The sequence below is a fragment of the Proteiniclasticum sp. C24MP genome (assembly GCF_043951855.1).
Classification (GTDB): domain Bacteria; phylum Bacillota; class Clostridia; order Clostridiales; family Clostridiaceae; genus Proteiniclasticum.
This window is the reverse complement of sequence record NZ_JBINJW010000017.1, coordinates 18,817-42,460: the sequence shown is the minus strand read 5'-3', so window position 1 is coordinate 42,460 and position 23,644 is coordinate 18,817. Positions and strand designations below refer to the sequence as shown.

The window sequence follows — 23,644 nt, the reverse complement described above, 5'->3', positions numbered from 1 at the left end:
GGAGGTGGGAAAAATGGCGAAAACAACGAGAAGAACTGCGTTACTCTTGCTTTTTTTCCTCTTTTTTAATATAACGAATTTCAATGCGTTTAAGATCCATGCAGATGATGTTAAATCACTGGAAAATGTAGCAATTTCACTCATCGTTGATAAATCCGGTAGCATGAGTTCTACAGATCCCAATCTAATGAGAGAAACCGCAGCAAATATTCTGGTTGATCTCTTGAGTCCGGAAGATCATCTTGGTATCATCTCATTCAGTAATGAGGCAGAAGAAATTCAGCCCATGGCTCTGGTAGGAGATGTGGGAAAGGATGTACTGAAGAATAAAGTCACCGGCAATCTGGAAGCCCTTGGAAACACAGATTACCTGAAAGCCTTTGATCTGGCTTTTCGTCAGATGGAAAGCATTGAAGAAGAGAATCTGAATAAAGTGATTATCTTTCTTACAGATGGTGACCCGGATCCCGATGCTGCCAGAAGAGAAGAACCTGGTTTCATGGAAGGTTATATGGAGTCCTTCTGGGGCAAGGTAAAAGAAATAGGACTTGCCGGATATACTGTGCATACAGTAGGCCTTGGCACACTGAATTCAGAAGTCATGGACAGACTGGCACTGGAAACCACTGGTACATCCAATGTGTACAACGAATCATCTGATGTGGCGGTGGCCTTTTTTAATATCATCAGCCAGCTGAAAAACAGAAACGAGTTCATGAATCTCTCTGAAGAAGTGACGGGTGAAAAACTGATAGACTTCACCATGGATGAATTCGTCTCCCAGGAGACCTTTGTCATCAGAAATTCAGGTGGCCCGATGGAAGTGGAATTCGTTCCACCAGAAGGGAAAGAACCAGGAGATGGACTGAAACTTGTAAAAACTGAGAATTACACCTTAGCTACCATCAATCAGAGTGCACAGGAAACAACCGGTGCCTGGCAGATGAAGCTCACGGGTAATGCCTCTGTCGAAATCATGGGGACCAAAGATCTCTTTGTGAAGATCTGGATCAATAGTCCTTTAAATAATTCACTCCATCCCATAGGTGAACCACTGGAAGTGAGAGCATATCTCACAGGAACCACCAGTGATGATCTCTTGGTGGAAGGAGAAGTACTCATCAACGGAGAACAGACGCTGCAGCCTATGACTTTCGTGAAAGAGGGAGAAGAGTATCTCGGAGTCTTTGAAGACACCAGTACCCGAGGCAGCTATGAAATCAATCTTTCTGTAAGAAGCGGAGAAGAGGTTATTGCTGCCACATCTGTGACCGTAAGTGTAAAACTTCTTCCAGTCATAAAAAGTGACCTGGTACTGCCGGAAATAGGCTATGTCCAAGGAGAAAATAGAATCGTATCCAGTACACTCACGCTGGCTACCACCAATCTCAAAGTTTCAGATGAACTGAAACTGGATTATTATGAACTGGTGAAGAAAAACGAGGGTGGAGAAGAGGCTGTAACGCCACTTATGGATGATGGTGTAATTGAAAATGGAGATGTGAAAGCGGAAGATGGCATTTTCAGCGGAATACTGAACTTTGACGAACTGGGAATACAGGATATCATCATTCGCGCCAGAGGAACCTATAATGGAGATCTTTTCATTCTGGAAAGAAATCTTGGCAAAACAGAAGTGCTTCCACCTGGTGTAGTAACCATAAATGCCGAAGAGACTTCTTTTGAACTCATCAAAGGTGAAAATGCAGATCTTACGCTGCTTTTTAAAAGCACATCGCCCTACAGAGAAGTAGTGCGTATCGCCACAGATGGAGAATATGGTACATTAAGCACGGATTCAGTTATTCTAGAACCCATGGAAAAAAAGAATATGAATCTTACCTTTACTCCAGCCATTGAAGCTGACGGTGTACCAGTGATGGTACCGGTGAATTTTGAAGTAAGTAATGAACTCACCAGCCTTTCAGATACATCCATTGAAATGAAGGTCCTTGTGACCACCAATACAGCTAGACTTCTAAGCAAACTCAGAGAGAATATGATGCTGATTCTTGGTGTGCTACTGTCGGCACTTGCACTGCTTCTGCTTTTCCTGTTCATCGGTAAAGTCCTGTATGAGAAAAACTTCAGAAAGCTCTATCATGTCACCGGGAAACTGTCCTATGGTAGATTGGATGGAGCAGACACTGCACAGGAGTCAGGTGAACTGGATCTATCCTCCTTAGGGAAGTCTAAGGTGGTTGTGACATTCAGTGACAGCAGAAAAGACACAGCTGATTATTACATTCCAGGCAGCAGATATGAATATGATCTGATTTTCGAGAAACTGGTGGAGAAGAGCAGATTCAAATTCATGGACGGCTATAAGAGCCAGAACAGAATATCACCACCAAAAGTCATCGTAAGAACGACAGAACCAGGTGTTCTCATGATCAATGGCACCATCCTCATCCGCCATGAAGTGGATGCAAAGGTGGACTTCGTCTCTGGAGAATATCGATTCAGTTATGAATCCGCATGGGAAGGAAAACTTCCGGTGGACGAAGGCAAGAACATACTGGACGGGAAGTTCTAAAATAATTGTAAAATGAAAACCGCCTGCTCGAAAAGAGCGGGCGGTTTTAAATTCGGATCAGAATTGTGCGAACCGGAATTCAGCTGGTGAATTCTGGTTGTGCAGATGATTTTTAGATGACCCAGTTTCCGTTCTTGAACAGTACCACTTCGGTTCCATCTTTCTTGTAGGCGGTGATGTCAAGCTCTGGTCCGCCTACCATGAAGTCCACGTGGATCAGGCTGAAGTTTGCGCCTTTCTTATCCAGTTCTTCCTGGTTCATGGAGGTGCCGTTCTTGATGGCATAGCCGTAGGCTCTGCCTAAAGCGAAATGTACGGAAGCATTCTCGTCAAAGAGAGTGTTGTTGAAAAGAATCTTGGTGTTGGAAATAGGTGAATCATCCTGTACAAGGGCAATCTCACCAAGTCTTACAGCACCTTCATCATTCTTCATGAGATTATCCAGCGTCTCATATCCCTTTTCGGCATAGAAGTCTATGACCTTACCGTCTTTGAAGGTGAATCCGAAATCCTCCACAAGGTTTCCGTTGACGCTGAGCGGCTTGGTTGCTTTCAGTGTTCCATTGACCTTGTAGGCATGCGGTGTGGTGAATACTTCCTCTGTAGGGATATTCGCCATGTAGGCAACACCTTCATTGCTGTCATTGGATCCGCCGATCCAGTTGTGATCTTCTGCCAGGTACACTTCAAGATCCGTACCAGGTCCTTTCAGAAGCACTTTTTCAAAGTCTGCATCGTTCAGGAAGCTTTCATACTTCTTGAGATTCGCATTGTGCTCTTCCCATGATTTCACTGGATCCTCATGGTCCAGTCTGGTAGCCTTGATGATGTAGTTCCATAGCTTCTCCACAGCCACTTCATCCGGCTCATCCTTGAATATGGATTTGGCCCAGCCGACGGATGGCACAGCCACGATGACCCATTTGGTGATTCCCGTCATTCTGTACTTCATCACAGGAGCCACAACCTGGCTGGCCACTTTCTGGCTGGTTTTCACTTTTTCCGGATCCGCTTCCTTCAGAAGCTCCGGATTCGGAGAGATCACGAAGCAGTGATGATAGTTGTCTTCATAAATGTCTCTGGTGTTGGATACTTTCCACTGTGGATATTCTTCGAAGACGAAGTCCTTCCCGTACTTGTATCTCATGAGGGTCATCTCATCATCGTTCAGAACCAGTTCCACATGCTTTGCGCCTGCCAGGTAGGCTTCCTTGGCAATGAGTCTTGAGAGCTGAAGCCCGTCAGTGGTTGTAGTGATCACGAGACCTTCTTTTTCCTTCAGATTCACACCTACCTGCACGGCAAGTTTCGCATATTTTTCCAAGTAAGGTTTTAAGTCTTTCATGTAGTCCTCCTCATTGTATCGTATTGTTTTATACCAATAGATAAATTTTATCACATCGCTTCTCAATTTAAAATGAAAGGAGTGAAACTGTCCTAAAAACATGAAACAGGAAAAAGACAGGATTGAAATTTGTAAATCTGTAATTGTTTACAGTGGAAAATAACGGATTATTCTATGGAAAAACTGAAAAATGCGTTATGATTATATCATTGAAGTATGAAACAGGAAACAGGGGGAAAGAACAGATGAAAAGAAATGAAGCTCTGGCACTGCTGAAGAAATACAATGAAAGCGACTCGCTCTTGAAACATGCCTACTCGGTGGAAGCGGTGATGAAGTATTTCGCCAAGATAAACGAGGAGGATGTGGAGTACTGGGGAAACATCGGACTCCTTCACGATCTGGATTATGAAAAATATCCCGAGATGCACTGCGTGAAGACCAGAGAAATCCTGGAGAAAGAACAGGCGGATGAGCCCTTCATAAGAGCCATTGAAAGTCACGGCTATGGCATCTGCACTGAGGTGAAGCCGGAATCCTATATGGAGAAGGTGCTCTATACCATAGACGAGCTTACAGGTCTCATTACAGCCACAGTACTCATGAGACCGGACCGGAACATCCATAATCTGGAAGTGAAATCGGTCCTCAAGAAATTCAAGACGGCCAAATTCGCTGCCGGTGTCAACCGGGAAGTGGTATTACAGGGCTGTGAAATGATCGATATGGAGCTTAATGAAGTCATCGGGCATACAATCGAAGGCATGAAAACCGTGGCGGAGGACTTAGGTTTCGCCGGACAGTAATACGAAATGGAAAAGGTGGGGTAAAAAGTGAATACAGTGATTGTCTATTATTCTCATTCGAACAACACAAGAGCAGCTGCAGAGCTTCTGAGAGAAAAGCTGGATGCCAGACTTGTAGAACTGAAAGAGGAAAAGAAGGGGAATGCGATTCAGGCATTCTTCAGAAAGTCCTCAAAACTTACGGGGAAACCCTGGGAAGAAATCAGAGATGCGGACCGTGTCTATCTCATGTTTCCTATATGGGCAGGAAAGTCCGTGCCGGCCATCAATGCCTTCCTTCGAAATCCGCTGACGAAGTTTGACAGAAAGGAAGTCTATATCGTCACATTCCAGGCATCGGAAGACCTCAAAAACAGTGTGAAGGTCCATGACTTCACCGGAAATCTGGTTCGTAAAAGCGGAGGCGTCATAAAAGAAACCTATGCCATGCAGGGTGGGAACATGAATGTCTATATCGGGGATGAAGCCATCAAAGATCGTATGGGAAAAGTCCGCTGGGATGAACTGTAAACAATCATTACATGATCTGAAAGATCTATGAGACCACAGAACCGGGAGGACTGATCCCGGTTTTTGCTTATTTTAGGGTCTGTTTCGCCATGATTTCCTGTATCCTCTGTAAGGAACATTCCAGCTGTATCGTCATCTGCAATGCATACTATGACATGATGAAAGAATGATCATTTTAAAGAGAAAATCAGCTCCTGATGGCTCTCTTATAGCGCAGAACCTTTGTGAATCAGATATCGAAAACCGCCGAATTTGTTATGATTCCGTTAAATTAATCGTTTACAGATGAATTGAAGATTTCTATTTGATATCATAAGAGCATAAATCAACAAGGGGGATGTATGAATGGACGAACGTGTGAAAACAAAAATGTTCTGTTTCCAGTGTGAGCAGACTGCCAAGGGAACAGGCTGCACCATCCAGGGTGTGTGTGGTAAAACTGCGGAAATAGCGAATATGCAGGATCTTCTGATCTATCAGCTGAAGGGCATCTCAAATTATGCCATCAGACTGAAGGATATAGGGCAGACCCTCGAGCCGACGCTCATCGAGTTCATCGAGGACTCGCTTTTCATGACCCTGACAAACGTCAACTTCGACCCGAAGGATCATCTCAGTCAGCTGAGAAAATCACAGGAGATCAAAGATGAACTGAGAATCAGATTCAACGGTGACCTCATGAATCCGGAAGCGGCCTACATGCTTCGCGATACCTATGAGGAGATCATGGAAGATACCACAAGAGCGAGGATCTTCTTTGATGAGGACCTCAACGAGGACATCAGAAGTGTCAGAGAAATCATAAAGCTGGGACTGAAAGGAATTTCAGCCTATGCGCATCAGGCGCGTTTTCTCAACTATGAGAATGAAGAAGTGTCAGATTTTGTTCTGAAAGCGCTGGATAAGCTCACAGACAATACCCTGACCCTGGAAGAGAACATTGCGCTTCTACTGGAAACCGGTGAAGCCTCCTACAAGGTCATGGAAACACTGGACCGAGCCAACAACGAAACCTATGAACCTCCAACCCCGCATAAGGTCAATGTCAATGTGAAGAAGGGACCGTTCATCGTCATTTCAGGTCATGATCTGAGAGATCTGGAAATGCTTCTTCAGCAGACAGAGGGGAAAGGCATCAATATCTATACCCACGGCGAAATGATTCCTTCCCACGGATATGAGGGATTGAAGAAGTATCCTCATCTGGTGGGAAATTATGGTGGAGCATGGCAGAATCAGCAGAAGGAATTCTCAAACCTTCCAGGATGCATACTCATGACCACAAACTGTCTCATGAGACCCATGAAAAGCTATGATGACCGGATCTGGTCCACCAACGTAGTGGGATGGGAAGGCATCAAACACGTTCCAAAGAAAGAGGATGGAACGAAGGACTTCAGCGAACTCATTGATAAAGCGCTGGAACTGGGCGGATTCCTGGAAGACGAACCTGTGAAGGAAATTCTGGTGGGATTTGGTCATAAGACGACCCTAGGCCTGTCCGACAAGATTCTGGAAGCGATGAAGGAAGGAAAGATCTCCCATTTCTTTGTCATCGGCGGATGCGACGGAGCAAAGCCGGACCGTGACTACTATACAAGATTTGCACTGGCGACGCCTAAGGATTCCATTATCCTGACCCTTGCCTGCGGCAAATACAGATTCAATAAACTGGACTTCGGCGAAGTCGCAGGATTCCCGAGACTTTTGGATGTGGGACAGTGCAATGACAGTTATTCCGCCATCAGAATCGCTGCAGGTCTTGCCGAGAAGCTGGGTGTCACTGTGAACGATCTGCCTCTATCTCTCATCATCACCTGGTATGAACAGAAAGCCGTGGCGGATCTTCTGGCACTTCTCTTTGTAGGCGTACAGGGCATCAGACTTGGACCGACCTTACCGGCTTTTGTGACACCGAATGTACTGAAGTTCCTCCAGGACAATTATGATCTGAAACCGATCAAGACACCGGAAGAGGACCTGGCTGAAATATTCGCCTGATGAAACGATAGAAGAATAACGAAACCTTATCATGAAACAGCCCCAGGAAGAAAAGCCTGAGGCTGTTTTATGATGCGCTGAGACAGACACAATTATCATAGAACGTTCAGAATCATCTGTATCAATGGATGTTATAATAGAAGTATCAGGTACCTTCAGAATTCAGACGGGTCAGGAAGGAGGCGTTTATGATCGAGAAAATCGGAGAATTGTTCCCGGAATATATAGTGGAGCCCATTGATAAAGGGTGGTCCACAGATAGAAAATATCTGCTGATTCGTGGAGATGAAAAATTCACCCTGCGAATCAGCGAGAAGAAATCCCTGAATAAGCAGAAAGAGGAATTCCAGACCATAGGGTCCATACGACCCATGAAACAGCTCATCAGGCCCGTTTCCTACGGTGTCCTGGATGAGAGACATACCTATATCCTCTACAGCTATGTGGAAGGAGAGGATCTTAAGGAAGCTATCGGAAGACTGGATCCGATTCTGCAGTATGACATGGGGATTCAGGCAGGGGTTCTGCTCTGCAGCATTCATGAAGTGGAGAAAGCCGACCATGAAGAGGTCAGAATAAGGTACAACAGAAGAATCACAGAAAAAATCAGAGCCTACAGGGAAGGTCCCATCCGGATGACGAATCTGGAGGAATACATCCCGTATCTTGAAGAAAGCAGGCATCTCCTCGATGAGCGGCCCACGGTGCTTCTTCATGGGGATTACCATATCGGAAACATGATTCTCAAGGAAGGCATCGTCCATATCATTGATTTCAATCGATATGACTTCGGAGACCCCTATGAAGAATTTGATCGGATGACCATGAATTCCAGTTTCAGTCCCCAGTTCTCCAAGGGACTGCTGCATGGGTATTTCAAAGGGGTTCCACCCATGGAGTTCTGGCATCTTCTGAAGCTCTATGCAGTGACCAATGCGGTGGGATCCATCTCCTGGGCACTGAAACATTCCCCTGACAGTATGGATTTCATCCGTAATATGATTGAACATACGCTGGACGATTATGCCGACAGATCATCACCCATACCCAAGTGGTATAGAGAACTCATTGGCTGGTAGGAGTAGCGTGATTGTATATCATGAGGAGGAAAACAAATGAAGAAATTATTATTGATTATAGTGATGATACCCCTGGTGCTCATGCTGAGCGCCTGTGATGAAGAAGTGACACATGATCCTCTGGAAACCTTCTATGGATATATGGAAGCTTTTGAATCAAAGGATTTTGAAAAGATGTATGATCTTCTTGATGCTGGAAGCAAGGCTTCCATCACAGAAGAGGAATATGTCGCCGTCTACGAGAACATCTATGAATCCGTGCCCATCACCGATGCGAAGATGGTGAGCAGAATGGAAACCTTCGATATGGAAAGAAAAATCATGGGAGGAGCATCCACGAGAATTCCCATGGACATCATTCTCACAAGTTCAGCAGAGGAAATGAAGTACAGTCTGGATGTGAGCGTAGTAAGAGAAGAAGATGAAGAAGGGAATGAAAATTACAGAATCTCTCACGATACAAGACTCATCTATCCGGAGTATGAAAACGGGGATGAGATCGTAACCAGAGAAGTGCCTCCGCTGAGAGGCGAAATCTTTGACCGGAACATGAACCCCGTGGCTGTGAACGGTGAAGTGCTATGGGTGGGCATGGTCCCAGGAAGACTCGGCACACAGAAGAATGAAGCCATCAAGGTCATGGCGGAAAGCCTTGACCTTACGGAAGAATATATCCGAAAGCGACTGGGACTTTCCTGGGTGAGAGACGATACTTTTGTGGACATGGTCAAGGTCTCCATGGAAGACAAAGCCATCGTGGATAGCCTGACGAGCCGTTTTACAGGAATCATCTACAGAGTCATAGAAGACCGCGTCTATCCCTACAAAGACGCTACAGCACATCTTACGGGGTATCTGGGACTTGTGAACGCTGAAGAGTACAAGGAAATGGAGCCCCTGGGTTTCCCCATCGATACCAGAGTAGGCCGTGCAGGACTTGAGCTTCTCTATGAGGAAGAGCTGAGGGGACAGATGGGTACGGAAGTCACTCTGCTGGATCGAAATGGAGAGGTCAAGAAAGTTCTCTCCACGTTCAAAAACAACAAAGGAAAGGATCTGATCCTGACCATCGACATAGACAAACAGGTGGCGCTGTATGATCAGATGACGGGCGAAATGGGCACGGCAAGTGTCGTGAACTACAAGAGTGGAGAAGTGGAAGCCCTTGTAAGCGCACCTTCCTATGATCCCAATGCATTCATACTGGGTCAGACTCAGGAGGACTACAATCTGCTTCTGAATGATCCGAAGAAGCCGCTGCTGAACCGTTTCACAAAGCTGTATGTACCAGGGTCCACCATAAAACCTCTTACGGCAGCCATCGCTCTGGAGAATGGTGCACTGGATCTGAACAAGGAGATTGACATCAGCGGCACAAAGTGGCAGGCGGATGAAAGCTGGGGAAACTACTACGTGACCAGAGTGACGGACCCGGGCACGCCTGTGGATATTGAAAAGGCGTTCATCTATTCCGACAACATCTTCTTTGCGCAGATGGCCCTGGATATGGGGGAAGAAGTCTTTCTTCAAGGCATGAAGAAGTTCGGAATCGGTGAAGAAACGCAGCACGGATTCGGATTTGAAACTTCACAGATCTCAAATGATGGAGAAATCAGCTCCGAAGTGCTTCTGGCGGATTCAGGCTACGGTCAGGGACAGGTTCTCTTCCACGCTCTGACGCTGCCCAAAGCCTATACAGCCCTGGCAGACAAAGGAGAAATGAAGCCACTGAAACTGTTCATGGATGAAGAAGTGCAGGTTTCCGAAGCGGTCATCGGTGAAGAAGCGGCAGACCAGGTCCTTTACTATATGACCCAGGCTGTAGAATCACCCCAGGGGACAGGGCACGATGCCTACATTTCAGGCAGATCCCTGGCAGGAAAGACCGGAACATCGGAAATCGGTCCCGCCGCAGATAAAGCGGAAATCGGCTGGTTTTCCGTCATCGACAGAGATGAAGTCAATCCCTATGTTACGACCATGATGGTGGAAGACGTGAAGGGAAGAGGAGGAAGTTCTGTTCCAGTGAAGCTGGTAACAAATTTCATAGTGAATTATGACTGATCAGCTGGACCTCATAAAGTGAATTGGATGAACACGTGAAAGGATGCAGGTGCCCCAAAGGCATTCCTGCATCCTTTCTTCTACTATCAAAAATGAGACATGAGTATGAAAGTCTCACAACTATGGCATAACAGCGCTAGGATGGCATTCTCTTAACCAATTCACAGAATAAAACATAAAGTAAATTGATTATTTGAATATCCATCCTAGCTGAGTCTGGTTTGTTGGTGTACTTATGATGGTACACTCCTTTCTTTTTTGGTATAACTTAACCGTTTCTTGCCTATCCACGATACGTTTCAAGTATCAACTTATAGACTCGAGACTCTGCAATTAAGTTACCCAGCGAATCCTTCCAATTGAGTCTTGATCCATTAAGATAGTGATTCGTATGAACTGTATAAAAATGGAATCTGAACTGTTTTGGAGAATTCTCGAAGCTGTATGTCTGTTATCGATTATCACTTGATTCTCTGATAAAGGTCTACCTCTTCGTACTTTTATTGTAGTGAAAATCCACTGTATTATCAAGAAATCCGGGGGCCGGAAAACCCTTTATATGCCAGTTAAAACAGGTTAAATGATAAAAGATGGAAAATTCTAACTATTACGAGCCCAGGCTTGATTTTTCGGTTTTTCGTATGAAAGTCTCATCATATCTCAGGACTTTCAGAGGGATAGTAACGAGGACCCTCTGGATCCTCACCTGCGGGTTCTTTAAAGCGTCAAGTAACTTCAGGGTGCTGGAAAGAGCATCCTAAGAAACAGGAATCCTGACGATTACACCTCTGGAGTGCATGCTCCAGAAGAGGAGAACAGCAGGGGATAATTAAATCCGGGAATATTTTTAATATTAATTTTTCGCATTAATTTAGTGATGTTTAACAAGTAAATGTTTACATTCACAAATGGATGAGATATAATAAGGATTAGTTTATAAATAAGAGGTGAGCGAAATGGCCTATGAAGAAATCTTATTACGGCTCGCCATTGCTGTCTTTACTGGAGGAGCCATCGGCTACGAAAGAGAGTACAAGAACAGACCGGCCGGTTTCAGGACCCATATTCTTGTGTGTATCGGTGCGGCGGTTATTTCTCTGATCCAGGTGAACATGAATGAGGAGATCATTCGTAGAGTACTGATCAATCCCAATCTGAAAGACATCCTGAGAGCGGACTACGGTAGACTCAGCGCTCAGGTCATCAGCGGAATCGGGTTTCTGGGAGCGGGTACCATCATTCACAACAAAGGATCCATCAAAGGATTGACGACAGCGGCAACTCTCTGGCTCGTGGCAACACTGGGGCTTGCCATAGGTTACGGTTATTATGTAATCAGCCTGGCAGCACTGGTCATCTGTGTACTTGTTCTGATTTCATTGAAGAGAATCCAGAACAAGCTTTTCCATGGTGATTCAAACATGAAGATTGATGTGGATTTTGCCAAGCGATCAAAAGCGGTGGACTACATCAATGAGTATTTTGAAAAACAGAATATCCATGTGGTGGATATTCATTTCATGACCAATGCCATGGATGGGGTGAAAAGCTGCATTTATACGATCAATTTACCAAGATCCCTCAATATTCTCCAGGTCATTAGAGATCTGGCGCATAATGACAATATCCTGGAAATCAGAGAACACGTGGATGAGCAATAAGGAAATCTAGACGAAAGTCTAGATTTTTTTATTTGCCTTCCACATAGTATTATATTGACTATATTGTGTGACATACAGTATAATAAAGATGGTGATAAATATGGAAGCAAAAAAAGAACTAGTCAACACCTTTCTGGTGGAACTGAAGCGTGGAACCGTTACGTTAGCCGTGCTGAGCCAGCTCAAGGAACCTGAATACGGATATTCCCTTCTGGAAAAACTGGTGAAGGAGCAGCTGCCCATTGAGTCAAACACGCTGTATCCTCTTCTGAGAAGACTGGAAAAACAGGGGATTCTTCTCAGTCAGTGGAGCACAGAGGAAGCAAGACCTAGAAAATACTATAAATTGAGTTCATTCGGAGAAGAAGTTTATGAACTTCTGAAGAAGGAATGGAAGAAATCAGTGGATGTAATGCAAAGTATTCTGAGGGAGGGCTGATCAAAATGAATCATATCGACCGGTACATCTATGCTGTCGTGAAGTATCTGCCGGAGAAAGACCGGAAGGAAATCTCAGAAGAACTGAGAGCGAATATCTATGATATGCTCGGGCAGGACCACAGTGAAGAAAACATCGTCAGAACTCTGGAAGAAATGGGCAGTCCCTTTAAGCTTGCCCTGTCCTACATGGGCAGTGAACACTATATCATCGGCCCCAAGGTCTATCATCTGTATCTGGAAGTGCTTAAGATTGTCGCGCTTGCTGCAGTGATCATAGGATTCATCACGTTCACACTGGAGCTCATCACGGAAGTAGGCAGCATTTCCACCATTGGAGGCGTTGTACAGCTCATTGTCAGCGGATTCACCACGATTTTTTCTGTGCTCGTAGGCTTCATCTTCTGGGTAACCGTGGTATTTGTGATCATAGAAAGGACCGATTCCACGGATGAAGTGCTTCATTCCATGGATAAGCCCTTTACGGTATCCAGTCTGAAGGAAATTCCCAATCTGGAGCGGAAGAAGATTTCCAAGGTGGAGATGGTCATTACGATGATTCTCACCATCGTCTTCCTGTACCTCTTTGTATACAGAAATGAACTCTTTGCGGTCTATACCCGGAGCGACACCATACGAATCTTCAACGAAGACGTCATTATGAGATACAAGTTCATGATTCTCTTCTCCGGTGCGCTGAGCATACTGGTGTCCATACTGAAGCTGATCTACGGAAGATGGAACGAACTGCTCGGGATCTTTTCTTCAGTGGATGCGCTGGTGAATCTGGGGGTCACGGTTCTTGTACTTACGAATGAGAATCTCTTTGCCGGAGGGTTCATCGAATTTCTCGAAGGAGTACTAGACAAGACCGGAATGAGTCTGGATCTCAATGTGCAGCTGGCCGTCAAGGGCATTATGGCAGTGGTCCTGCTGGCCACACTCCTTGAAATCGGAACCTCACTGTATTACGGTTTCAGAAAGGTGACTGCCAAGACAGATAAACTGAAGTAAAGAACGAAAGGAAGCTTCTTTCAGGAGGCTTTCTTTTTATATATAGGCAATTGTTCAGAGGCCTTTCATGTTTTCTTAATATAATTGGACTAAAATGGAATCACAAAGACTGCAAATAATCTGACTGGAGGAAGAGATCATGATGAAGAAAAGTAAAAGATATCCTCTGCTGCTGATTCTGCTCCTGACAGGCGTCCTCCTGACAGGATGCGGAAAAGACCTGGAGGAGCAGATGAACGTCGTGGAAGAGTCTATCAACAGGTTTGAAGAGAAAGCCAACGAATTCTTCGATACTCTTGGAGATTCACTGGATGAAGTGATTGAAAATGTCACGGAGTATATTGAAAATCTGCTGCAGGAAGAACCTGCAGATGAAATAGAAGAGCCAGAAGATGTCCAGTCCGAAGGACTGGCCCATGAAGCTCTTGATATGGACTATGTCAGCCGAAGCATGGAAGAAGCCTTCCGAGAAATCCCTTACCGCTATGACTATGCGTTTGATGTGGAATCGGAAGACTACATTCTGGAAAGACTCAATACCTACAGAGAAGAATATGATCTGCATCCCCTGGAGAGAAGAGAGGATCTGTCCCAGTCCGCCCGGTATAAATCCCTGGCCATGCTGCAGTATGATTATTTCAGCCATGATAATCCGAATCTTGGCAACAGACCCTTTGATTATCTCCTCTGGAGAAAACTGGATCTGAAATACAGTGGAATCGGAGAAAATCTTGCCTTTGTCTCCAATTCGGCCTTCTCCACCAGTATCCATGCGGAAGAACTATTCACAGGATGGCAGAACTCCGATGGCCATAACAAGCAGATGCTGAGTCCGATTCATAAATACATCGGGATCGGTGTCGTCCGTGCCACGGAGTCCGGATCCTATTTCAAAGGATACAAGGTGCTCCTTGGAACCCAGCATTTCGGAAATTAGCAGAAGGAAACAGGAACACATATGGAAATCATGATTGCGCTGCTGCTCGTGGCAGCACTACGCTACTATTTTGACAACTATACATTCGCTGTGAAGGAGATTGAAGTTTCTTCGGAAAACATTCCGAAGGGGTTTCATGAATACAGAATCCTTCATATCTCCGATCTTCATAACACCAGGTATGGAAGAGGAAACAGCAGACTGATCAGTAAAGTGCTGGAACTGAATCCGGATGCCATATTCTATACCGGAGATATGATCAGCAGACAAAGTCTTGAAAAAGGACAGTTTGAGATGCTTATTGAAGGGCTGTCCCATAAGTATCCTTCCTATTATGTGGACGGGAATCATGAAGATGAGCTTTATGGAAAAGACAAGGAAGCGTTCATTTCACTTTTGCGCCGTAACGGCATCAGGCATCTTGAAAATGAGAAGGTTCTTCTGGAACGGAAAGGAGACCAGGCGGCACTTTACGGACTGCGTCTTCCCCGCAGGTATCTTCGAAACACCTATGATGCGCAAGGGAAGGAGATCCTCACGAAGGAATCTCTGAAAAAAAGTCTGGGACCGCTTCACAAGGGGTTTACCATGATGCTGGCCCATAATCCGCTGTATTTTCCTGTGTATGCCGAGTATGGAACGGATCTCGTTTTCTCAGGGCATGTGCATGGCGGCCTTGTAAGACTGCCTGTAACTGGAGGCGTTTTTTCACCGGACCGCACATTCTTTCCCAGGTATGCCAGAGGGGTCTATGAGGAAAGAAACAAGAAAATCATTGTAAGTCCGGGCATCGGGGGGATCAAGCTGAGAATCATAAACAGGCCTGCAATCTATGTGGTCAGGCTCATGAGAAAAGAAAGTGAAACGCAGAACATCAGATGAAATAGAACTCTTTGAGGAACAGTCGGCGTCTTAGATGCGCTGACTGTTCTTTTTCCGTGACAGCATCTATAGGTATGGAATTTCAGCAGAAATTAAGGGGCATCCATTATGATGAAACGCGGAATCAAGGAGGATATCACTCTACTATCATGAAACGGAATTAAAAGATTTAACAAAGTGTAAACCTGTGCTATAATAATAAAGTTGTTAGTAAATAAATGAAGGATAATTGTATGGATAAATTGAATTTGAATTTTAAAAATAGAAAACTGCTGATCATTCCGATGGTCATGGCAGCGCTGATCCTGCTCTATTTCTACCTGGGGAACTTCTTCCAGACCGGAGTGGATTACTACGGATCATTTCTGAGAGAAGACCGTAAAGTCTCTGACTCCCTTTCTTCTGTGTATACAGGGAAAAGCGATGCCGGAAAGACATCCATAAAGGTGACCAGAATGAGTCAGGCAGACAAGCTTGTGGAAGTGACCCTGGATGGGAATGAAAAGGAATATGTGGTGGAGTCCACTTCAGACGGGCAAGTGATCCGTGTCTTTGATGCAGAGAATACGCTGATCTACAGCGGGAACCTCTCATTGGCAGACGGAACTATGACGAACTCTGAAGGGGAAACCGTTACCTACTACACCTACAGACCAGTGCCGGATGAGACCTACAATGAAGTGAATCCGGATCCGATGCTGCTGGTGCTTATAGCGAATCGTCTGAATGAAAGATATCGCGGAAATCTGACCATGCTGATCTTCGCAGGGCTTATCGTGCTGTCCATGATCACGGATATGATCTTTCCTGATTTCTTCTTCCGGCTCAAGAATCTGAGATACAAGGGGGAAATCGAAGTTCCAGCCATGTATCGGAAGATGCAGAAGTATTCATGGTTCTTCACACCTGTAGCGGTGATTGTTTTACTGATCATGGCGCTCTGAGACCTCAACTGAGGTCTTTTTATTTTTTTCAGAAATAATGCTTGACCTTGACGTTACGTTAAGGTATATCCTGATTATGGAGGTGATGAGTTGGAATATACGATCAAAGATATCAGCAAGATGGCGGGCGTAAGTGCAAGGACGCTTCGGTACTACGATGAAATCGGCCTGCTTTCTCCCAGCCGAATCAGTTCCAGCGGATATAGAATTTATGGAAAAGAGGAGATCAACAAGCTGCAGCAGATTCTCTTCTACAGAGAGTTCGATTTACCCCTGGAAAAGATCACGAACCTTCTCCATGAATCCGATTATGATCGGGAGAAGACGCTGAAGGAGCATAAGGAAAAACTCCTTGAAAAAAGAAAGCAGATTGATCTCATGCTGGAAACCATCGATAAGAGCATATCAGATACGAAAGGAATGATCACAATGAAAGATACGGAGAAGTTCAGAGGACTGAAAGAAAAGAACCTGAAGATCAACGAAGAGAAGTACGGAAAGGAAATCAGAGAGAAATATGGCGAAGAAGTCGTAGAGAAGTCCAACCGGAAATATGCGGAGCAGTCTCAGCAAACCCATGAAAAAGCAGAAAGACTGGCACAGGAAATCCTGGGAAAACTTTATGCGGCCATGGAAGAAAAAGATCCTTCCTCTGAAGAAGCTCAGGAAGTGGCCAGACTTCATAAGGAGTGGATCTCCATCTACTGGCCGACCTATTCCAGGGAAGCCCATAGAGGCCTTGCACAGATGTATGTGGATGATGAAAGATTCAAGGCATACTATGACAAGGAGAAAGAGGGGGCAGCGGAATTTCTGCGGGACACCATTGAAGTCTTCACAAGATAGACGCAGATTAAGAAAGAGTTCATAGAATGTTTCTATGCACGTTATCCTCATGTAGTATACTGTTTCTAACATCAGAAACATCTGCAAATATTCAAGGAGGTGAGTGGACGCGATTACAGTGTCCCGCATATGAATAAAGACATGGATACCACCAGAGTAGAGGATGACGCAAGAGAAAAAGAAGCATTGGGAGAAAAATGGGAAGATCTCAAAAACAGAGAACCCAAGAATACCAGCAAGGAAATAAAGCTGCTCAAGAAGAAGATCAGGTATCTCACAGAGAGGGTAAGAATGTACGAGGATGAACTTGCCGAACTGGAAGGTATATATGATGTGAAGCGAAAACGAAACGTGGACGAAGAGGGACTGGATCGTCTGGCGGAGCTTCAGAGAACCGTCGGAGATGATCATACAAGAAGAATCTAAAGATGAATAAAATGAAGAAAGGGATCGGGTCTGTATGATGCAGACCTGATTCTTTTCTAATTGACAATATTTATCAGTTATGGCATACTGAAAAATGAATTTTAAGCTGTACAATACAGGGAAGGAGGCTGCCCTTTGAAAGTGATCTATATAACCCTGGGTTTTATTTTTTTCGGGCTTGGAGCCATCGGGGCGTTCATCCCGGTTTTACCGACCACACCGTTTCTGCTCCTTGCTTCCGGCTGTTTCGCCAGAGGGTCTGACAGATTCAATGACTGGTTCACTTCGACGAAACTCTACAAGAAGCATCTGGAGCCCTATTATGAAAACAGAGCCATGACGATAAAGACAAAAGCTTCACTGCTTACTTTCGCCACATCCATGATGCTTTTATCCTTTCTGGCCATGCCCAATAAATACGGAAAGATCTTCATGGCGGGAATGATCGTATTTCTATACTATTATTTCTTCTTCCGCATCAAGACCATCAAAGAGCCTGTGAAAGGCTAAATACAAAGGAGACATATCTTTACGGTGTGTCTCCTTGATTTTACCTTAAAATTATCAGAATAATAGCATAACACGATAAAAAACATTACGGAATCTAGTATAATACGAGTAGAATGTATTTCATGAATTTTTGGAGGAACTATGAAGAGAGACATCGAAGCAACCAAAGTGAATAATTTTCTGCTCTATCTGCTCATCGGGGTAGTGCCCCTCATCGTCATACCCATTGATGGAACCCTTGAAACAGCCAGGACAAAGCTCCTGGCTCTGCTCTGCATCTCCCTGGTTTTCCTGTGTCTGTCCATAGGAAGACGTGACCAGATCACCTTCCTGGAAGACACCTTAGAGAACCGCTTCCTGGCAGGGTATTTCATACTGGTTCTCCTATCCCTGTTCTTCTCACTGAATCCCCAGATCTCCATCCTGGGGTCCAGATATCGTCATGACGGCTTTCTGGCGTTCATCACATACTGCTTTGCCTACCTGATCGCCAGGAATGCGAAGAATATTGAAAAGCTCTTTTTTCCAATCGTATCCGTCACCTCGGTTCTGATCGCTCTATATGCTGTTCTACAGTTCTACGAGTTGGATCCGGTACCGCTGGAGCTGTATGCACTGGAATGGGTAGGAGTCTCCTTTGCCACCATGGGAAACCCGAACTTTCTGGGCTCTTATCTTGTGCTCTCCATTCCTATACCCATCTATCTCTACTTTTATAAAGGAAAGAAGTCAGGACTCCTGGCTTATGCCATTCTGTTTCTGGCGCTTTTGACAACCAGAACAAGAGGGTCGTGGATCGGTGCCTTCCTTGCTCTTGTTTCCTTTCTTGCACTCCATCATTACCGGAGCGGATTTACCAGAACCCAATGGAAGAAAGTGCTGATGGTGTTTCTGACAAGCATCGGAATCCTCGTGCTATTCGTGTTTACTTCAGGAAACATCTTTGCTTCACGATTTCTTTCCATATTCACCGACTTCTTCAGCATCATCAGGGAAGAGGAGACAGCCTATCTGGGAGGATCCTCCAGGGTATATATCTGGGGGAAGGTTATGGAGCTCATTCGCATGAGACCATTCTTCGGATTCGGTCTGGATACCATGTATTTGGCCATGGAGATGTATTTCAGAGGACAGATCACGTCAGATTTCGGAAAATACAAGAACTGGGATAAAGCCCATAATGAATACCTCAATGTAGCGGTTTCCTCCGGTGTCTTCTCACTCCTGGCCTATCTCGGGTTTCTGTTCTTCGCATTGAAGAAGGGTATGAGGAATCTGAAGAAACATGAAGCTTATGTCCCACTTCTGGCGGCGATCATCGGCTATCTGACTCAGGCATTCTTCAACATCCAGGTGGTCATGGTATATTACATTTTCTTCGTTTACCTCGGTATTGTGACATCCGAAACTGCCATCATGGAAGAGAAGAAGCCAGTATCTCTGCCTGAAAAACACCTTATATAATCCGCCGCATCAGGGCACCAGAAGACACTTTTCGAAGTGTCTTTTTTCATTGCGGGAATCGTGAAAAGTGCTGAAAACGAGTAAATCAGACCCTTTGAAGTGCTTCGGTCAAATCTTATAATATCTTTAAAATCAGAAAAATAGCATATAGCTGAAAAACGGCGTAAAATCGAGATGTATTGAGCATGAGTTTGATAATCTCATTTTAATGCGGATTGAGTCTGTTGATTTCTGGTTGTATAGTTTGAGAGTCAAATATTTTTAGAATCAAATCAAAATGGAGGATTCATTTGTGGCTAGAATAATAGGAACAGGCAGTTACCTGCCGAAACGTGTTATGACAAATAAGGAAATGGAAGAATATGTGGACACCACAGATGAGTGGATCGTAGCACGTACCGGAATCAGAGAGAGACATCTGTCCGATGGGCAGGAAAATACAGGAGATTTAGGATATATCGCAGCGCTTGCTGCGCTGGAAAACGCAGGAGTGAAGGCGGAAGAGGTGGATTACATTCTCGTGGCCACAACGACACCGCATTCTCTGGTACCCAACACCAGCAGTTATATACAGGATAAACTGGGTGCTTCCAATGCATCCTGTCTGGACCTGAATGCAGCCTGCACCGGATTCATCTATGGACTGGAAGTGGCGGAAGGACTGCTCAAGAGCGATCATATCAACCATATTCTCGTCATCGGCAGTGAAGTGCTCTCAAAGATCACGGATTTCACGGACAGGTCCACCTGTGTGCTTTTCGGAGACGGTGCCGGTGCGGCAGTACTTGCAAAGGGAAACGGAATCAGAGGAATCATATCCGGAGCGGACGGCACGAAAGGCGCCTGCCTCCATACTAGGGATTTCCCGGTGAACAATCTCATCGAAAAAGGTTCCACAGCGCCACAGCTCATACATATGGATGGCAAAGAGGTCTACAAATTCGCGGTGAACATCCTTCCGGAAGCCCTTAAAGCGGCTGTTCTGAGAGGGAAAGGGGATCTGGAGGAACTGGATCATATCGTTCCCCATCAGGCCAATATCAGAATCATCGAAGCGGCATCGAAGAGACTCAGCATCTCCATGGACAAGTTTTATGTGAACATCCAGAATACTGGGAATACCTCTTCCGCATCCATTGCCATTGCGCTGGATGAGCTGAACCGGTCCGGAAAACTGGAAAACGGACATCAGCTGGCCCTGGTAGGGTTCGGCGGCGGACTTACCTATGGTGCTGTCTATTTAGAGTGGAACATCTAGAAACCCGATTCACAAAGCTATCATTATAAATAATATAGAAAAAATTTTTAGGAGGAATCATCATGATTTTTGAAAAAGTAAAAGCGGTATTAGTAGAGGAACTTACACTGGGAGAAGAAGAGATCACAATGGAGTCCAATTTCGAGGAACTGGGCATTGACTCTCTGGACCTGGTGGAACTGGTCATGAAGCTGGAAGAGGAATTTGACATCACCATAGAAGAATCCGAAGAGCTGAAAACCATCAAAGATGTGGTCGAGTATATCAGTACTGCAAAAGAAGCGTAAGAGGTGCAACAATGGAAAACAGAATATGTGCGCTCTTAGGCATCAGGTACCCTGTGTTTCAGGGAGCCATGGCATGGCTATCAGACGGGAAACTGGCTGCTGCCGTATCCGAAGCAGGGGGACTGGGGATCATTGCAGGGGGAAATGCTGAGGGTGAAATCATAAGAAAAGAGATCCAGGAAGCGAAAAAACTGACAAACAGACCTTTCGGGGTCAATATCATGCTTCTGAGTCCCCATAAGGAAGAAGTCATCAAAGTGGTTCTGGAAGAGAAGGTCGCCTGTGTGACGACAGGCGCCGGAAATCCGGGAAAATATATTGAAGCATTCCACGCTCAGGGAATCAAAGTGATTCCGGTGGTCCCATCGGTTGCTCTGGCTAAGAAGATGGAAAAGCTGGGTGCGGATGCAGTCATAGCAGAAGGAAATGAAGCGGGAGGACACATCGGGAAACTTTCCACCATGGTGCTTCTGCCTCAGGTCTCAGATGCAGTCTCCATTCCCGTCATCGGAGCAGGAGGCATTGCAGACCACAGAGGTGTGGACGCGGCCTTCACTCTGGGTGCGGAAGGGGTTCAGCTGGGAACCTACTTCATTCCGGCGGAAGAATGCAGAGCCCATGAGAATTACAAGAATCTGGTACTGGAAGCTTCAGACATTGATGTCACCGTCACCGGAAGATTCACAGGACATCCTGTGCAGGTTCTGCGCAACAAACTGACAAGAAAACTGGATGCACTGGAAAAAAACGGTGGAAGCCTTGAAGAATTCGAAGCCCTAGGCAGAGGCTCACTCTATCAGTCCGTGATTCTGGGAGACCTGGAAAAGGGATCCTTCATGTCCGGTCAGATTGCAGGACTTGTGAAGAAGAAAGGCACCTGCAGAGAACTCATTGAGACACTGCTGACGGATTCGAAATACATATCCTATGAGTAAAGAGGAGGAGCGGCACCAGGTGGCTGCCCGTGAGAATATGAAAATCAATCTGATGTTTCCAGGACAAGGTGCCCAGTTTACGGGCATGGGACTGGATTTTTATAAGGAATACGAAGAGTACAGGTCGCTTATCGAGGAAGCTTCCTCCGTCTGCGACGTGGATCTTCTGGAAATACTACAGGATGAAGAGAGACTTTCTGAAACGGAGAACACCCAGATCGCCATCTTCACCATGAGCTACGGCATCGCTTCTCTCCTCCGGAAGGAAGGGGTCGAGGCGGATCACGCGCTGGGACTCAGTCTCGGTGAATACGGCGCGCTGACCTATGGAGGAGCGCTGAATCCTCTTGATACGCTGAAGATCCTAAGAAGAAGATCGGATCTCATGCAGGAAGCTGCACAAGAGACCAGAGGGTTTCTGGCAGCAGTATCCTTCATGGACCTAGCACAGGTGGAAGAGGCGGTTAATAAAATTTCAGGGGTCACCATTTCCAACTACAATGCCCCCAAGCAGACTGTGGTGGGTGGAGAAGTAGAGAAGAAAGCGGAATTCGAAGAAGGAATCCGCGCACTGGGCGGAAAGAAAATCACCTATCTCCCTGTGTCAGGTGCCTTTCATACTCCGCTGATGAAAAAAGCGGCTCTCCGTTTTCAGGAGTATCTTAAGGACTTCACCCTGAATGATCCTGAGATCTCCGTGCTTTCCAACTACAAAGGAGACTTTTATGAGCGTGGAGAGGACTACAGAGAGATTCTGACGAAGCACATCGACCATCCTGTGAAGCTCCGTGACTGCCTCGAAAGGCTCGACAGTAGAGAGGAGGATGTGCACATTCTTCTGGGACCCGGCAAGGCGCTGGGATCCCTTGTGAAGCAGAACAGGCTGAAAGGTCGTGTATATATGATCAACAGTGTAGAGGACTTCAAACAGACAGTGAAGGAACTGAAGGAGAAGAATAATGGAAAATAAAACAGTAATGATCACAGGAAGCTCCAGAGGCATCGGCGCAGGCTGCGCTCTGTATTTTGCGGAAAGAGGCTGGAATGTGGTCCTGAACTACAGCAGGAAGGAACCCGTGGAACTCATGGAGAAACTGAAGGAAATGAACACCACTTTCCTCTGCCTCAAGGGTGACGTATCCGTCCCTGAAGATGCGGACAGAATGGTGAAGGAAGCCGTGGAGACCTTCGGAAGCATCGAAGCGCTGATCAACAATGCGGGCATCACCAAGGACAACCTGATGCTTCGCATGAAAGCGGAGGACTTCAGAAACGTCATCGATGTGAATCTTACAGGAAGCTTTCTCATGACCAAAGCTGCCGGCGGTGTGATGATGAAGAAGAGATACGGAAGAATCATCAACATCTCCTCCGTGGTGGGACTTCGGGGAAATGCCGGTCAGGTGAACTATGCGTCTTCCAAAGCAGGGATCATCGGACTGACCAAGTCCGTGGCGAAAGAGCTTGCCAAGAGAAACATCACCTGTAATGCCATTGCACCAGGTTTCATCGAAACGGAAATGACGGATGTGTTAAGCGATAAGGTGAAAGAGAGCATTCTAGGTGAAATCCCTTCCGGAAAGCTCGGAAAAACGGAAGACATTGCCCAGCTGGCCTACTTTCTGGCCAGTGAAGAAAGCGGCTACATCACAGGTCAGGTCATTGCTGTCGATGGCGGCATGAGCATGTAGGAGGAGAAAA

Annotated in this window: 22 protein-coding genes; 21 read left to right on the top strand and 1 reads right to left on the bottom strand. The window is 45.6% G+C overall.

What is annotated here, in order from left to right; genetic code table 11:
- Positions 1-13 precede the first annotated feature (13 nt).
- On the top strand, positions 14-2,536 hold the full coding sequence (locus ACHAL6_RS11245; protein WP_395270765.1) for a VWA domain-containing protein: 2,523 nt from the start codon (positions 14-16) through the stop codon (positions 2,534-2,536).
- Positions 2,537-2,648: 112 nt separating this feature from the next.
- On the opposite strand, the gene ACHAL6_RS11240 is transcribed toward ACHAL6_RS11245, so the two are convergent.
- Positions 2,649-3,881: an aminopeptidase gene (locus tag ACHAL6_RS11240; protein WP_395270764.1), complete on the bottom strand. Its 1,233-nt coding sequence runs from the start codon at positions 3,879-3,881 to the stop codon at positions 2,649-2,651.
- A 245-nt stretch (positions 3,882-4,126) separates the two neighbouring features.
- Here ACHAL6_RS11240 and ACHAL6_RS11235 point away from each other — a divergent pair, with 245 nt between their 5' ends.
- The 20 genes from ACHAL6_RS11235 (at position 4,127) to fabG (ending at position 23,634) form a co-directional block, all read left to right on the top strand.
- Positions 4,127-4,687, top strand: a complete 561-nt coding sequence (locus ACHAL6_RS11235) for an HDIG domain-containing metalloprotein (RefSeq protein ID WP_395270763.1) — start codon at positions 4,127-4,129, stop codon at positions 4,685-4,687.
- 27 nt (positions 4,688-4,714) lie between these two features.
- Positions 4,715-5,197 (top strand): flavodoxin family protein, encoded by a 483-nt coding sequence (locus ACHAL6_RS11230; protein WP_395270762.1) that lies wholly within the window; start codon positions 4,715-4,717, stop codon positions 5,195-5,197.
- Positions 5,198-5,542: 345 nt separating this feature from the next.
- The gene (gene hcp / locus ACHAL6_RS11225) at positions 5,543-7,198 is read left to right on the top strand and encodes a hydroxylamine reductase (protein WP_395270761.1); all 1,656 of its coding nucleotides are present in this window, start codon (positions 5,543-5,545) and stop codon (positions 7,196-7,198) included.
- 188 nt (positions 7,199-7,386) lie between these two features.
- Positions 7,387-8,277, top strand: a complete 891-nt coding sequence (locus ACHAL6_RS11220; RefSeq protein WP_395270760.1) for an aminoglycoside phosphotransferase family protein — start codon at positions 7,387-7,389, stop codon at positions 8,275-8,277.
- Positions 8,278-8,313: 36 nt separating this feature from the next.
- Complete coding sequence (locus ACHAL6_RS11215) at positions 8,314-10,341, top strand: penicillin-binding transpeptidase domain-containing protein (protein WP_395270759.1); 2,028 nt, start codon at positions 8,314-8,316, stop codon at positions 10,339-10,341.
- Positions 10,342-11,297: 956 nt separating this feature from the next.
- Positions 11,298-12,002: an MgtC/SapB family protein gene (locus ACHAL6_RS11210; protein ID WP_395270758.1), complete on the top strand. Its 705-nt coding sequence runs from the start codon at positions 11,298-11,300 to the stop codon at positions 12,000-12,002.
- Positions 12,003-12,102: 100 nt separating this feature from the next.
- A complete protein-coding gene (locus tag ACHAL6_RS11205; protein WP_395270757.1) occupies positions 12,103-12,441 on the top strand; it encodes a PadR family transcriptional regulator in 339 nt (112 codons plus the stop codon).
- A 5-nt stretch (positions 12,442-12,446) separates the two neighbouring features.
- On the top strand, positions 12,447-13,454 hold the full coding sequence (locus ACHAL6_RS11200) for a hypothetical protein (protein ID WP_395270756.1): 1,008 nt from the start codon (positions 12,447-12,449) through the stop codon (positions 13,452-13,454).
- 139 nt (positions 13,455-13,593) lie between these two features.
- Positions 13,594-14,391 (top strand): CAP domain-containing protein, encoded by a 798-nt coding sequence (locus tag ACHAL6_RS11195; RefSeq protein ID WP_395270755.1) that lies wholly within the window; start codon positions 13,594-13,596, stop codon positions 14,389-14,391.
- A 21-nt stretch (positions 14,392-14,412) separates the two neighbouring features.
- On the top strand, positions 14,413-15,273 hold the full coding sequence (locus tag ACHAL6_RS11190; RefSeq protein WP_395270754.1) for a metallophosphoesterase: 861 nt from the start codon (positions 14,413-14,415) through the stop codon (positions 15,271-15,273).
- A gap of 233 nt (positions 15,274-15,506) precedes the next feature.
- Positions 15,507-16,217 (top strand): hypothetical protein, encoded by a 711-nt coding sequence (locus ACHAL6_RS11185; RefSeq protein ID WP_395270753.1) that lies wholly within the window; start codon positions 15,507-15,509, stop codon positions 16,215-16,217.
- 90 nt (positions 16,218-16,307) lie between these two features.
- Positions 16,308-17,063 (top strand): MerR family transcriptional regulator, encoded by a 756-nt coding sequence (locus ACHAL6_RS11180; RefSeq protein ID WP_395270752.1) that lies wholly within the window; start codon positions 16,308-16,310, stop codon positions 17,061-17,063.
- Positions 17,064-17,192: 129 nt separating this feature from the next.
- Entirely contained in the window at positions 17,193-17,489 is a 297-nt protein-coding gene (locus tag ACHAL6_RS11175) for a hypothetical protein (protein ID WP_395270751.1), read from the top strand.
- A gap of 135 nt (positions 17,490-17,624) precedes the next feature.
- Positions 17,625-17,999, top strand: a complete 375-nt coding sequence (locus ACHAL6_RS11170; RefSeq protein ID WP_395270750.1) for a YbaN family protein — start codon at positions 17,625-17,627, stop codon at positions 17,997-17,999.
- Between the two features lie 141 nt (positions 18,000-18,140).
- Positions 18,141-19,463: an O-antigen ligase family protein gene (locus ACHAL6_RS11165; RefSeq protein WP_395270749.1), complete on the top strand. Its 1,323-nt coding sequence runs from the start codon at positions 18,141-18,143 to the stop codon at positions 19,461-19,463.
- 292 nt (positions 19,464-19,755) lie between these two features.
- Complete coding sequence (locus ACHAL6_RS11160; protein WP_395270748.1) at positions 19,756-20,721, top strand: beta-ketoacyl-ACP synthase III; 966 nt, start codon at positions 19,756-19,758, stop codon at positions 20,719-20,721.
- A gap of 62 nt (positions 20,722-20,783) precedes the next feature.
- Positions 20,784-21,008 carry an acyl carrier protein gene (acpP, locus tag ACHAL6_RS11155; protein WP_395270747.1) on the top strand — a complete coding sequence of 75 codons (225 nt, stop codon included), beginning with the start codon at positions 20,784-20,786 and terminating at the stop codon, positions 21,006-21,008.
- 11 nt (positions 21,009-21,019) lie between these two features.
- Complete coding sequence (gene fabK, locus ACHAL6_RS11150; protein WP_395270746.1) at positions 21,020-21,943, top strand: enoyl-[acyl-carrier-protein] reductase FabK; 924 nt, start codon at positions 21,020-21,022, stop codon at positions 21,941-21,943.
- 19 nt (positions 21,944-21,962) lie between these two features.
- Positions 21,963-22,913: an ACP S-malonyltransferase gene (locus ACHAL6_RS11145; RefSeq protein ID WP_395270745.1), complete on the top strand. Its 951-nt coding sequence runs from the start codon at positions 21,963-21,965 to the stop codon at positions 22,911-22,913.
- Positions 22,900-23,634 carry a 3-oxoacyl-[acyl-carrier-protein] reductase gene (fabG, locus tag ACHAL6_RS11140; RefSeq protein WP_395270781.1) on the top strand — a complete coding sequence of 245 codons (735 nt, stop codon included), beginning with the start codon at positions 22,900-22,902 and terminating at the stop codon, positions 23,632-23,634. The genes ACHAL6_RS11145 and fabG overlap by 14 nt, the downstream gene beginning before the upstream one ends.
- The last annotated feature ends 10 nt before the right edge of the window (positions 23,635-23,644 follow it).